Here is a 13,801-nt window from a genome sequence, read left to right as displayed (position 1 = left end):
CAATCAGTGAGTAACTGTCTTTTCACTCTACTTTCTGCTCATTTTTCAGAGCTTAGCTTGTCTACAACACTCAAAAGCTTAAAGCTTCTTGGGCGTTGTATGGTTAAGCCTCTCGGGCAATTAGTACAGGTTAGCTTAACGCCTTACAACGCTTCCACACCCTGCCTATCAACGTCATCGTCTATAACAACCCTTCCAGAACTTAAAGTTCAGGGATGACTCATCTTTGGGCCGGCTTCCCGCTTAGATGCTTTCAGCGGTTATCCGTTCCGAACATAGCTACCGGGCAATGCCATTGGCATGACAACCCGAACACCAGCGGTTCGTCCACTCCGGTCCTCTCGTACTAGGAGCAGCTCCCATCAATCATCCAACGCCCACACCAGATAGGGACCGAACTGTCTCACGACGTTCTAAACCCAGCTCGCGTACCACTTTAAATGGCGAACAGCCATACCCTTGGGACCGACTTCAGCCCCAGGATGTGATGAGCCGACATCGAGGTGCCAAACACCGCCGTCGATATGAACTCTTGGGCGGTATCAGCCTGTTATCCCCGGAGTACCTTTTATCCGTTGAGCGATGGCCCTTCCATACAGAACCACCGGATCACTATGACCTACTTTCGTACCTGCTCGACGTGTCTGTCTCGCAGTTAAGCTAGCTTATGCCATTGCACTAACCTCACGATGTCCGACCGTGATTAGCTAACCTTCGTGCTCCTCCGTTACTATTTGGGAGGAGACCGCCCCAGTCAAACTACCCACCAGACACTGTCCACAACCCCGATAAGGGGCCAATGTTAGAACATCAAACATACAAGGGTGGTATTTCAAGGACGGCTCCACACAATCTAGCGACTGTGCTTCAAAGCCTCCCACCTATCCTACACATGTAGGTTCAATGTTCAGTGCCAAGCTGTAGTAAAGGTTCACGGGGTCTTTCCGTCTAGGTGCGGGTACACAGCATCTTCACTGCGATTTCAATTTCACTGAGTCTCGGGTGGAGACAGCGTGGCCATGGTTACACCATTCGTGCAGGTCGGAACTTACCCGACAAGGAATTTCGCTACCTTAGGACCGTTATAGTTACGGCCGCCGTTTACCGGGGCTTCGATCAAGAGCTTCGCATACGCTAACCCCATCAATTAACCTTCCGGCACCGGGCAGGTGTCACACCCTATACGTCCTCTTACGAGTTTGCAGAGTGCTGTGTTTTTAATAAACAGTCCCAGCCACCTGGTCACTGCGGCCCCCATCTGCTTACCGCGCAAGGCGTTCACAAACAGGGGCGTACCTTCTCCCGAAGTTACGGTACAATTTTGCCGAGTTCCTTCACCCGAGTTCTCTCAAGCGCCTTAGTATTCTCTACCTGACCACCTGTGTCGGTTTGGGGTACGGTTCACATAATCATAAGTTTAGAAGCTTTTCCTGGAAGCAGGGCATCAACAACTTCACTACCGTAGTAGCTCGTCTCGCGTCTCAGCTTTAAGAACCCGGATTTACCTAAGTTCTCGGCCTACTCGCTTTCACTTGGACAACCAACGCCAAGCTTGCCTAGCCTTCTCCGTCCCTCCATCACTGATTATATAAGTACGGGAATATTAACCCGTTTCCCATCGACTACGCATTTCTGCCTCGCCTTAGGGGCCGACTTACCCTGCCCTGATTAGCATGGGACAGGAAACCTTGGTCTTCCGGCGTGGGAGTTTTTCACTCCCATTATCGTTACTCATGTCAGCATTCGCACTTGTGATATGTCCAGCAAGCTTTACAACTCACCTTCATCCACTTACACAACGCTCCCCTACCCAGCATGTAAACATGCTGCCGCAGCTTCGGTATATTGCTTAGCCCCGTTACATCTTCCGCGCAGGCCGACTCGACTAGTGAGCTATTACGCTTTCTTTAAAGGGTGGCTGCTTCTAAGCCAACCTCCTAGCTGTCTATGCCTTCCCACATCGTTTCCCACTTAGCAATATTTTGGGACCTTAGCTGGCGGTCTGGGTTGTTTCCCTCTCCACGACGGACGTTAGCACCCGCCGTGTGTCTCCCGGATAGTTCTCATTGGTATTCGGAGTTTGCAAAGGGTTGGTAAGTCGGGATGACCCCCTAGCCTTAACAGTGCTCTACCCCCAATGGAATTCGTCCGAGGCTCTACCTAAATAGATTTCGGGGAGAACCAGCTATCTCCCGGTTTGATTGGCCTTTCACCCCCAGCCACAGGTCATCCCCTAACTTTTCAACGTTAGTGGGTTCGGTCCTCCAGTTGATGTTACTCAACCTTCAACCTGCCCATGGCTAGATCACCGGGTTTCGGGTCTATACCTAGCAACTAAACGCGCAGTTAACACTCGCTTTCGCTACGGCTCCGTTATTCACTTAACCTTGCTACTAAATATAAGTCGCTGACCCATTATACAAAAGGTACGCAGTCACCCCGAAGGGCTCCCACTGCTTGTACGTATACGGTTTCAGGTTCTATTTCACTCCCCTCACAGGGGTTCTTTTCGCCTTTCCCTCACGGTACTGGTTCACTATCGGTCAGTTAGGAGTATTTAGCCTTGGAGGATGGTCCCCCCATATTCAGTCAAGATAACACGTGTCCCGACCTACTCGATTTCACTGTAAAGAATCCGTCGTGTACGGGGCTATCACCCTGTATCGCTCCTCTTCCCAAAGGATTCCACTAAATTCTAAACAGCTTAAGGGCTGCTCCCCGTTCGCTCGCCGCTACTAGGGGAATCTCGGTTGATTTCTTTTCCTAAGGGTACTTAGATGTTTCAGTTCCCCTCGTTCGCCTCGTTACACTATGTATTCATGTAACGATACCTATAAATAGGTGGGTTTCCCCATTCGGACATCTGTGGCTCAAATGCATTTTGTCGGCTCACCACAGCTTTTCGCAGACTTACACGTCCTTCATCGCCTCTAACTGCCAAGGCATCCACCGTATACGCTTCGTCACTTAACCATACAACCCCAAACAGCCTTTTGACTTCTGCCTGAGTTATGTCGCATGAATGACAAGCTAATCGGAAGAATTGCCTTGCTATCAAATCATCGATTGATAACAAGCAATTCAGTCAAGTAGAGTAAAAAGTCATCTTTCGATTTCTCAGTTACTCAATTTTGATTGATTACTATTAATATCAGCTTTCCAAATTGTTAAAGAACATAAGTTTTGTTCAATAAAAACAAGACTATCTGTGTAGGCACTGCATCAAGGCGTCTTTCGACGTAATGGTAAGGAGGTGATCCAACCCCAGGTTCCCCTAGGGTTACCTTGTTACGACTTCACCCCAGTCATGAAACACAAAGTGGTAATCGTCCTCCCGAAGGTTAGACTAACTACTTCTTTTGCATCCCACTCCCATGGTGTGACGGGCGGTGTGTACAAGGCCCGGGAACGTATTCACCGCAGTATTCTGACCTGCGATTACTAGCGATTCCGACTTCATGGAGTCGAGTTGCAGACTCCAATCCGGACTACGACATTCTTTAAGGGGTCCGCTCCACATCACTGTCTCGCTTCCCTCTGTAAATGCCATTGTAGCACGTGTGTAGCCCTACACGTAAGGGCCATGATGACTTGACGTCGTCCCCACCTTCCTCCGGTTTGTCACCGGCAGTCTCCTTAGAGTGCCCAACTTAATGCTGGCAACTAAGGACAAGGGTTGCGCTCGTTGCGGGACTTAACCCAACATCTCACGACACGAGCTGACGACAGCCATGCAGCACCTGTGTCAGAGTTCCCGAAGGCACCAATCTATCTCTAGAAAGTTCTCTGCATGTCAAGTGTAGGTAAGGTTCTTCGCGTTGCATCGAATTAAACCACATGCTCCACCGCTTGTGCGGGCCCCCGTCAATTCATTTGAGTTTTAACCTTGCGGCCGTACTCCCCAGGCGGTCTACTTAGCGCGTTAGCTTCGCTACGCACGATTTAAAATCACACACAGCTAGTAGACAGCGTTTACGGTGTGGACTACCAGGGTATCTAATCCTGTTCGCTACCCACACTTTCGCACATGAGCGTCAGTCTTTGGCCAGGGAGTCGCCTTCGCCACTGATGTTCCTCCAGATATCTACGCATTTCACCGCTACACCTGGAATTCCACTCCCCTCTCCAAGACTCTAGTCTGCCAGTTCTAAATGACCATCCCAGGTTGAGCCCGGGGCTTTCACATCTAGCTTAACAAACCGCCTGCGTGCGCTTTACGCCCAGTAATTCCGATTAACGCTCGCACCCTCCGTATTACCGCGGCTGCTGGCACGGAGTTAGCCGGTGCTTCTTCTGTTGTTAACGTCACGGCTAGCAGGTATTAACTACTAACTTTTCCTCACAACTGAAAGTGCTTTACAACCCGAAGGCCTTCTTCACACACGCGGCATGGCTGCATCAGGGTTTCCCCCATTGTGCAATATTCCCCACTGCTGCCTCCCGTAGGAGTCTGGGCCGTGTCTCAGTCCCAGTGTGGCTGATCTTCCTCTCAGAACAGCTAGAGATCGTCGCCTTGGTGAGCCTTTACCTCACCAACTAGCTAATCTCACTTGGGCCTCTCTTTGCGCCGGAGCCGAAGCCCCGTTTGGTCCGAAGACATTATGCGGTATTAGCAGTCGTTTCCAACTGTTATCCCCCTCGCAAAGGCAAGTTCCCAAGCATTACTCACCCGTCCGCCACTCGTCAGCGATGTGCAAGCACATCCTGTTACCGTTCGACTTGCATGTGTTAGGCCTGCCGCCAGCGTTCAATCTGAGCCATGATCAAACTCTTCAATTAAATATATCGAAATATGAATCGTCGTTGTGACACTCTTAACGAGTGCCCACACAGATTGTCTTGTCTAAATTTTTAAAGAACATTCACTAGAAGCGTTGCTTCTTAGTGACTCACCCTGTTCGAGTGAGGTGCGCATTATACGCTGGAAGTTTTCGTTGTCAACACTTTTTGAAAATTTATTTTCTGAAGCGTTACTTCTAAACTCCCGTCTTTACTGGCCTATGTAGGTAGTAGAGACTTACTTCAAGAGGCTTGCTGTTTTGCTTTCCCCCCGAAGCGGATGCGCATTTTAGGGAATTGAGCGCCCACGTCAACACTTATTTTAAAAAAAGTGTCATATTGCGTTTGTTTGCTCAATAAAGCCCCACTTCGCTCAGCAAACAGACTATTTTATCGTTTCACTATGGACCATCTAGCGATCTACGCTATTTATTATCACCTAATCATGCTCTCCTTTGTTTGTAATAAACATATAGAGATTAAGTACACCTGTATTCTTAAATAACGCAATTGGCGTGGTAAAGTAATTGTCATTACTATTACTCATTCATTTTTCGATACCTAAAATAGTAGAACTAATAAAGTATCAATAGAAAAGGAATCATACTTTGACCCTACGTACCTATAAATCTATAACCCCATCTCTTGGTGCTAACTGCTATGTCGATCCGTCAGCTGTGATTGCAGGTGATGTAGTATTAGGCGATGACGCAAGCATTTGGCCCCTTGTTGCGGCAAGAGGCGATGTAAACAAAATCAGAATAGGTGCCCGTAGTAATGTACAAGACGGTAGCGTGCTGCACGTTACTCGTAAATCAGCACAAAACCCCGAAGGCTTTCCATTAATTATTGGTGAAGATGTGACGGTAGGTCATAAATGCATGCTACACGGTTGTGAGCTTGGCAGTCGGATACTGGTTGGTATGGGCGCTATTATTATGGACGGCGTTATTGTAGAAGATGATGTGTTCATCGGTGCAGGTACATTAGTCCCTCCCAATAAGCGTCTTGAAAGTGGATACCTTTATGTAGGCAACCCAATGCAAAAGAAACGTCCTCTAAAAGAAAGCGAAATGGCCTTTCTAAAACAGTCTGCAATTAACTACGTTAACTTAAAAGACGAATATTTAGAAGACGCCTAATCCTCTACATTCATTACGCTATTTGTCTATAAGAGTGTTTAATCAGTGGCGCAGCTGGTCTATATCCCGACCAAAGAACCGTGCCACTAGATCTTTATCAGTTCTCGTACTTTATCTACTACCTGGGCAGTATTTGGTTTTTTGCCTGTCCAAATAGTAAATGCTGCTGCGGCCTGTTCAACTAACATACCTAACCCATCTAGACTTTGCGCTACTCCCAATTTTGTTGCTTCTTGCATAAAAGGTGTTGGTGAATTTTTATAAACCATGTCATACACCGCTTCACACTCACTTAAGGACGCCGCATTTATATTGCATGGAAGTTCGCCGTTTAAACTTGCTGCAGTAGAATTAATGATTACGTGTGGTGTTATCGACGCTACGTCCTCAAGCGTCATTACCGCTATTTCATTGTAACTACTTTCACTGGCCACCTGCTCTGCACGGCTTAGCGTTCTATTAGCAATAGTCAGTTTCGCGATACCGGCCTCAAACAACGGAGAGATAACACCTCGTGCCGCACCACCCGCACCTAGCAGTAAAACGTGTTTACCTTTTAGTACTACACCGTTATTAAGTAAATCATTCACTAAACCAATACCGTCGGTATTAAAACCATTAACCTTTCCATCTGCTGTCTTCATCAGCGTATTTACGGCCTTCGCATCATTCGCGGCAGCGTCTTCAACCTGAGCAAAGTTATAGGCGTCTAATTTGAACGGCATAGTAACATTGCATCCAATTGCAGCATCTTGGGCTAGAAATGCTGACGCTGCGTCGACAAAACCATCTTCAGGCGCCAGAATTTTTTCATAAGAAATCTCTTCGCCTACCTGTTGTGCAAACATTTGATGAATAGTTGGTGATAAACTCTGAGCTATAGGATTTCCGAATACAGCGAATTTTTTCATGGGAATACGAGACTTATTTAAAACAAAACAGAAAAGCGAAGATGTTAAAAAGAGTACACCATATTATCGAATAGGTGGAGAAGAGAAAGTAAGAGCACTTTCCAATACGTTCTATGACATTATGGAAACCGATCCTATGGCTAAAGAACTATTGGCTATTCATCCACAACCACTCGACAGAATTCGACATGTATTCTTTTTGTATTTAAGCCTGTGGTTAGGCGGTCCCGATGACTTTCAGCAACAGTTTGGCCATCCGCGCCTTCGTGCCAGACACTTACCCTTTACTGTGACACCTGTGCTTAAAGACCAGTGGATGTATTGTATGCGCAAGGCGATGTTTCAGACCGCCGACGATATGGCACTTGCTCAACAATTGCTGCAAGCGCTAGATCAACTTGCAGAGCATATGATTAATAGCAAATAAAAAAGCGCGCTGTCGAGATTACTCTCTTGGCGCGCAAGTCCCCTGTTACTGTTCACGCTCTTAATGGCGCATAAGTAGTGCGATTAGATACTAGAACGTATAGCCCACTGAAATAGTGTAAACCCAAGGGTCGATTTCAATATCACTCACTACACCATCTGCTTCACCCACTTTGAAAGTAGCGTCGGTATCGATATCAATAAAACGTACTGAGGCATTCACGTGCCATTTTTTATCTACAATGTAGTCCATTCCAACTTGTGCTGTAAGTCCAAAAGAGTTGTCTAGCGACAAATCGCTTAGGCCCGCACCAGCATTCGCATTAGTGAACTCTTCATCAAAGAAGATTGTGTAGTTGATACCAGCACCGATATAAGGCTGAAAAGCAGAGCTCGCGTCGTTGAAGTAATAGTTTGCAGTAAGAGAAGGTGGCAAGTGAGTTACTTCACCCAATTGAGTACCCGTACCCAACGGATCGGAAACAGAGAAGTTCACATCGTGTTTGAAAGGTGTAGCAGCTAACAACTCAAGGTTGATGTTGTCTGTTAGGAAGTACGCCACATTAATACCAAATTGCGTATTGTTATCAACCGTTAATGCAACACCTAGGTCAGTACCACCAGCAATAATATTTGATGATGACTCATCTGGGGCAACGGTAGTTAGGCCGCCGCGCACAACCCAGTCACCTTGCTGGTGAGCGCTAGCTAGTGGAGAAAGTGCTGCGAGTGTAAGGCAAATTGCTGAAAGAGTGTGTTTACGCATGGTGTGTCTCTCGTGTGTTTAAATAAGATGACGCCACTGTACGCTTTTGATGAAGTGAAATGTTGATCCAGCGCAAAGTTCATAAGTAACTGAAACACTGACACTAATACAAGTTGATATAGATCAAAAAGAAACGCCGCAATGATTATGTTGCGGCGTTTCTGGCATATTGATTAACTATTATTGCGCGAGTTACCACTGTGTTGGTTTAAGCCAATCAACCAGTTTGGCTTCTGCACTACCTGGTGCAGGTGTATAACAATACTCCCATCGCGCCAGCGGCGGCATCGACATAAGAATTGACTCTGTCCTACCACCAGTTTGCAAACCAAACAAAGTGCCTCTATCAAACACCAAGTTAAACTCTACGTAGCGGCCACGACGATACAGCTGAAAGTCACGCTCCCGTTCGCCGTAGGGGGTTTGTTTTCTGCGCTCCACGATAGGGACATAGGCATCAATATAGCCATTACCCACGGCTTGCATAAACGCAAACGATTGATCGAACCCCCACTCATTGAGATCGTCAAAGAAAAGACCGCCAACACCACGCGTTTCATTTCGATGCTTCAGATAAAAGTAATCGTCACACCACTTTTTGTATTTTGGATAGACCTCTTCACCAAACGGCTTGCAGAGTTTCTTAGCTGTATCATGCCAATGCACAACATCTTCTTTAAATGGATAAAAGGGCGTTAGGTCAAAACCACCACCGAACCACCAAATAGGCGCCTCTCCCTCTTTCTCCGCAATAAAAAAGCGTACGTTTGCATGTGAAGTAGGAATGTAAGGGTTATGTGGATGAATAACGAGAGACACCCCCATCGCCTGGAAATTACGGCCTGCTAGCTCTGGTCGGTTTGCCGTTGCGGATGCAGGCATTTGACTACCAAAGACATGTGAGAAATTGACGCCGCCTTGCTCGATAACCGCACCGTTTTTAAGTACACGCGAGCGACCGCCGCCTCCCTCTTCACGCTGCCAGCTATCTTCGACAAACTGGCCTTTTCCGTCGGCAAGCTCTAATGTTTGGCAAATAGTATCTTGCAAGTTGAGTAGATAAGCTTTTACCTGTGCAATAACATCTTCTGCGTTTTTTCCGTCTAGTAGCTCTGTTGATATCATGGGCGTATTACCTCTGCTGTATCGCCATCTCGTATTACACTGGGTTTAGTAGCACCGCCAACTTCGCCCTCAACATACGTCACGGATTCTGCAAACACAGCTTTAGCTTGCTCTAGTGTTATAGCGGGAGATTGTCCTGTGAGATTGGCACTGGTTGACACCAAAGGTTTACCTAATTTTGTGCAAAGTGCCACAACCACTGGATGATTGGTTACCCTAACGGCTATTTTGTCATGCTGCCCAGTAATCCACTGCGGTGCAGTTGCCGATTTTGGTAGTAACCACGTATTAGGGCCAGGCCAACTAGAAAAAATATCAGTACGTCTGTCTGGCCTAATCGCATTATCATTAACGTAAGGTAAAAGCTGACTATAATTGGCTGCAATTAAGATAACGCCCTTTTCTACTGGACGTTGCTTAAGTTCCAATAATGCGTTTACAGCAGTTTCATTATCAGGGTCGCACCCTATACCCATGACCGCTTCTGTGGGATAAACCAGTAATTTTCCTTCGTTGAAGGCAGCGACAATCGGGTCGCTTTCTTTCACATCATCCGATGCAGAGCCAATTGCATTCCCATTGTGGAATTCAGACATGTTCTTCTCAGCTTTCGCGCAGGTTATTTCTTAAAGCCACAGGAAGGTTGTGGGCATTGAACTTGCCCTTTTTTATCAATCAACACTCCCCATCCACATTCCGGACAGGCTTCGTTCACAGGCGTGAAATTTAGCACATAACGACATTGGGGATAATGGTTACATGCAAAAAACTGTTTTCCATACTTGTTGGTACGCGATATTAAATGCCCTTTCTTACATTTGGGGCAGTCAACAAGCGTGTCTTCTTGTTGTTTAATTGGAGCAATGTAGTGGCAATCAGGAAAGTTGGTACAGCCAATAAACATACCAAACCGCCCTTTCTTTATAGCCAATGCCCCTTTACATTCCGGGCAAGGCACACCATCCAGTGTTTTTAAAAGCGTGGTTTGTTTATCGTGAAGCGGTTTGCTAAAGTGACAATCTGGATACCCCGTGCAGCCAATAAACGGACCCGATTTACTATTTTTAATATGCAGCGGTTTACCACAATCAGGACAATCACCAAAGTTATCCTCTAGTGCATGCTCGTGAGCGGAGAACAAAGAATGGTCTATTTTCGACATAAGAACCTTAAGCGCACTACCATTGGCAGCGCACTTAGTTAAACACAAAAAGCGCGATGGCAGATTTTAATTTAATGCAATACGCCATCAGGCTCTTCGAACAGTAAATCTTCCATTTGCGCGTAGGCTTTCTCTTTACCCGGCACGTTAAATAGCACCATTAGCACAACCCATTTCAAATCTTCCAGACAGAATTCGTTAGAGTCGATTTCCATTACACGGTCGATCACCATCTCACGAGTTGATGCATCAAGCACATTTACTTGCTCTAAAAACATCAGAAAACCGCGACATTCTACGTCTAAACGCATTTGTTCTTCATGGGTGTAGATACGGCTCAAACTGGTACTAATGCCTTTACAAAAATAAGGCTTTATATCCGTTTCTTGTAATGCAGCCAGTTTCTCTAGCCATGCGAGGGCTTTGTAAATTTCATCATGATGAAACCCTGCGCGCACAAGCTCTTCGGTCAACTCGTCTTGGTCGACGCGAATTTCAGTTTCACTATGTATGAAGTTTTCGAACAGATACATGAGGATATCGAACATGTTATTTTCCCCTCAATTTAACGTAGCCCCCAGGGACAGCGGCTACCAAACCACGCAATTCATATTCTAATAATGACGCCATTACTTTATCGACAGTAACAGCATTGCGCTGGGCTATAACATCAATAGCGGTGATGTCATAATCCACACTAGCTAATAATTTATCGGTTGCCAAGCTATTCACTTCACTTTTTTGTTTTTCGACGTCTACGCCTAAGCTCAACTGCTGAGGCTCAATCGCGAATTCGTCGAAAATATCATTTACTTTAGTTACTAATTTGGCCCCCTGTTGGATTAACCAATGGCAACCTTCGGTGTAAGCGTGGAAAATGCTTCCTGGCACCGCAAATACCTCTTTGCCTAGATCTGCGGCCAAATTAGCAGTTATCAAGGTACCACTCTTTATTTTTGCTTCTACCACCACAGTGCCCATACTTAGTGCGGCAATAATCCTATTTCGTCTAGGAAAGTGCCATGGCTTAGGGCCTTGTCCGGGAAAGAATTCAGAAATAATAGCGCCCCCAGCATCAACAATACTATTTACAAGTGCTTTATTCTTTGACGGATATATTACATCTGGCCCTGTTCCCATTACGGCAATGGTACGCCCATTTCCCGTTAGCCCGCCGCGATGAGCAGCACTGTCTATGCCTGTTGCTAAACCACTTGTTACCGTTATTCCAACGGCAGAGAGCCCCTGCGCAAACTCTTGAGCAGTAGTTTTTCCTGCATTACTCGCTCTACGGCTTCCCACAATAGCCACTTGCGGTTTTTTTAGTAGCTCAGGCTCACCAATAACAAAAAGTACCAAAGGTGGACTGACTAGTTGTTTAAGTGCATCAGGATAAAAAGAAGAACCAAAATAAACTAAATGGTGCGCAGGATTACTGCAGGCCCAATTAATCGCTTTTTCTACTAATCGAGGTGCTATAGCCGCTTTTAGCTCATCTAACTCAACCGACACATTAGGTAAATCGGTAAGCAGTGCTAACGCTGAGCATTGATAATGATCAAGTGCCTCTAGCCATTGCTTGCTAGCAACACGCTGAGCAGAGGCCATATGAAGCCAGGCTTGCTCTTGAGAAGAAAGTAATATTGATTGCACTGCCGCTCCTAACATTACGGCAATGCCTGTAACTTGATTACGGGTTAGCGGCTATAAAGCCCTTGGTTACCCCTTTGCTTGCCCGTGTAATCAAACCATAGCTGGCCGTATCAAACGTTTTAAATATGATGACTTCGCCAACTTTCATCGCTGGCTGCGAAACGGTATCCATAAACCATTCACCGCCGCCACTCACGCCGGGCTCATTAACGTAACGAGGCTCTTCGTCGTCAATAATTGCAGGTCCTTGAACATACAACCCCATCACTGTTCCTGGAACAACATCTGCAGTACCTAGATCAATAATAACAACGTCATACTTACCTAGTAGGTCGTGATCATGGAGGTCGCCTACTACTCTGCCACGCTGTGATGTGGCAGGCATGAGCGTTAAGCTATCTGGGTATTCAAAACCGCCTTCCAGAAGTTTGTCACCGCGCTTTGCCTCTTGATTGGCATCGTCAATATGCAGCAGCATGGCATTTTCAGTCTGTCCTTCAGGAATAACTGACGCAGTAGAAATGTGAGTGACCTGAACACCGAGTATTTCACCGTGTAAGTTTTTGATCGTATCTTGCTTTCTTACTACTTGATACTGACTGTTGGTACTGAACTGCGTCTGACCTAAAACGAAATCATCAGAGGCGAAACGAACATTACCATCTTGATTGCCCAGCAGTTTAGGCAGAATTTCGTAGTTGCCTTCATCAAGAAATGTATGCTGTCTGATAAATGGAGCAATGGCTTCCCATGCCAATACATCAATCGGCGATGGCTTAACGCGTTTATTCGTTTGTGGGGAAAGTCGCAAAGAAGGCTTTTCACGCTGTAGCGTCAATACTGGCTCACCGTCTACAAAGCCCACTGTGATGACATCACCAGGGTAAATAAGGTGAGGGTTGTTGATTTGAGTATTGGTTCGCCATAATTCTGGCCACAACCACGGTTGGTCAAGAAACACATTCGCAATACCCCACAAGGTATCACCTTTTTTCACTGTGTACGTCTGTGGCGCACTTTCTTTTAGCTGCAATGACAACGCGGGTAAAGACAGCATCGCGCATATGGCTAAAATAATCATTCGACAAGAGTTGTTTAATCGCTTTTTCAAATTAACCACCTGCAAAATATTCACTGCCATACATTGTTGCTTTTTCAGACAATAGCACTATATCGGCATCTATACGTATTGTTATAGGCATTCGGCAAAAAACTGCACGAAAGCACGTGATATACGTTAGAATAGTAACTTAATAGGCACTGTAAAGTGTGCTGGCAATTAGATCGTATATGAATTTATACAGCGAAAAGGTGAAGTAAGCGAGAAATGGCAATTTTAGACGTATTAAGTTTTCCTGATGAACGTCTTCGTACGGTAGCTAAGCCGGTCGAAGAAGTGAATGACGAAATTAAGCAGCTCGTATCTGACATGTTTGAAACCATGAAAGATGAAAATGGTATTGGCCTAGCGGCGACGCAAGTCGATCGTCACGTACAAGTTGTAGTCATGGATGTATCAGAAGATCAAAGCGAGCCACGCGTATTCATTAACCCTGAAATTATTCGCAAAGATGGGGTGACTATCAGCGAAGAGGGCTGTTTATCTGTACCAGGCAATTACGCCAAAGTAGAACGCGCTGAGTCAATTACCGTTAAAGCACTTGATGCAGATGGAGAAACATTCGAGCTTGATGCAGAGGGCTTACTCGCCATTTGTATTCAGCACGAATTAGACCACCTAAAGGGTAAGCTTTTTATTGATTACCTGTCTCCTTTAAAGCGCCAACGCATTCGTAAGAAGCTTGAAAAAGAAGCACGTTTAGCCGCTAAAGCGTAA

The 13,801-nt window shown here is 46.0% G+C and carries 11 protein-coding genes and 2 rRNA genes; 3 read left to right on the top strand and 10 right to left on the bottom strand.

The window, feature by feature from the left end; genetic code table 11:
* Positions 1-99: 99 nt before the first annotated feature.
* Positions 100-2,973, bottom strand: a 23S ribosomal RNA gene (locus tag JN178_RS00170).
* A gap of 273 nt (positions 2,974-3,246) precedes the next feature.
* Positions 3,247-4,779: ribosomal RNA gene (locus tag JN178_RS00165) — 16S ribosomal RNA — on the bottom strand.
* The 16S and 23S rRNA genes sit together here, the layout of an rRNA operon.
* A gap of 608 nt (positions 4,780-5,387) precedes the next feature.
* On the opposite strand from JN178_RS00165, the gene JN178_RS00160 reads away from it, so the two are divergent.
* Positions 5,388-5,921: a gamma carbonic anhydrase family protein gene (locus JN178_RS00160; RefSeq protein WP_202263054.1), complete on the top strand. Its 534-nt coding sequence runs from the start codon at positions 5,388-5,390 to the stop codon at positions 5,919-5,921.
* Positions 5,922-6,007: 86 nt separating this feature from the next.
* On the opposite strand, the gene aroE is transcribed toward JN178_RS00160, so the two are convergent.
* Complete coding sequence (gene aroE / locus JN178_RS00155) at positions 6,008-6,832, bottom strand: shikimate dehydrogenase (protein ID WP_202263053.1); 825 nt, start codon at positions 6,830-6,832, stop codon at positions 6,008-6,010.
* Here aroE and JN178_RS00150 point away from each other — a divergent pair.
* The gene (locus JN178_RS00150) at positions 6,831-7,259 is read left to right on the top strand and encodes a group II truncated hemoglobin (protein ID WP_202263052.1); all 429 of its coding nucleotides are present in this window, start codon (positions 6,831-6,833) and stop codon (positions 7,257-7,259) included. The genes aroE and JN178_RS00150 overlap by 2 nt on opposite strands.
* A gap of 90 nt (positions 7,260-7,349) precedes the next feature.
* Here JN178_RS00150 and JN178_RS00145 read toward each other — a convergent pair whose 3' ends face one another.
* The 7 genes from JN178_RS00145 to JN178_RS00115 form a co-directional block, all read right to left on the bottom strand.
* Positions 7,350-8,024, bottom strand: coding sequence for an OmpW family outer membrane protein (locus tag JN178_RS00145; protein ID WP_202263051.1), 675 nt, complete (start codon positions 8,022-8,024; stop codon positions 7,350-7,352).
* A 192-nt stretch (positions 8,025-8,216) separates the two neighbouring features.
* Positions 8,217-9,149 (bottom strand): oxygen-dependent coproporphyrinogen oxidase, encoded by a 933-nt coding sequence (gene hemF, locus JN178_RS00140; protein WP_202263050.1) that lies wholly within the window; start codon positions 9,147-9,149, stop codon positions 8,217-8,219.
* A complete protein-coding gene (locus tag JN178_RS00135; RefSeq protein WP_202263049.1) occupies positions 9,146-9,745 on the bottom strand; it encodes a Sua5/YciO/YrdC/YwlC family protein in 600 nt (199 codons plus the stop codon). The genes hemF and JN178_RS00135 overlap by 4 nt, the downstream gene beginning before the upstream one ends.
* Before the next feature lie 23 nt (positions 9,746-9,768).
* Positions 9,769-10,311, bottom strand: a complete 543-nt coding sequence (locus tag JN178_RS00130; protein ID WP_202263048.1) for a DNA topoisomerase family protein — start codon at positions 10,309-10,311, stop codon at positions 9,769-9,771.
* A gap of 71 nt (positions 10,312-10,382) precedes the next feature.
* A complete protein-coding gene (locus tag JN178_RS00125; RefSeq protein ID WP_014947732.1) occupies positions 10,383-10,859 on the bottom strand; it encodes a DUF494 family protein in 477 nt (158 codons plus the stop codon).
* 1 nt (position 10,860) lies between these two features.
* Positions 10,861-11,964, bottom strand: a complete 1,104-nt coding sequence (gene dprA, locus JN178_RS00120) for a DNA-processing protein DprA (RefSeq protein ID WP_232369642.1) — start codon at positions 11,962-11,964, stop codon at positions 10,861-10,863.
* A gap of 37 nt (positions 11,965-12,001) precedes the next feature.
* Positions 12,002-13,105, bottom strand: coding sequence for a LysM peptidoglycan-binding domain-containing protein (locus tag JN178_RS00115; protein ID WP_232369641.1), 1,104 nt, complete (start codon positions 13,103-13,105; stop codon positions 12,002-12,004).
* Between the two features lie 186 nt (positions 13,106-13,291).
* On the opposite strand from JN178_RS00115, the gene def reads away from it, so the two are divergent.
* A complete protein-coding gene (gene def, locus JN178_RS00110) occupies positions 13,292-13,801 on the top strand; it encodes a peptide deformylase (protein WP_202263046.1) in 510 nt (169 codons plus the stop codon).

It is taken from the genome of Alteromonas sp. KC3, assembly GCF_016756315.1.
Lineage (GTDB): Bacteria > Pseudomonadota > Gammaproteobacteria > Enterobacterales > Alteromonadaceae > Alteromonas.
Note: the sequence above shows the minus strand (reverse complement) of the source record. Positions and strands in the feature narration are given on the sequence as shown.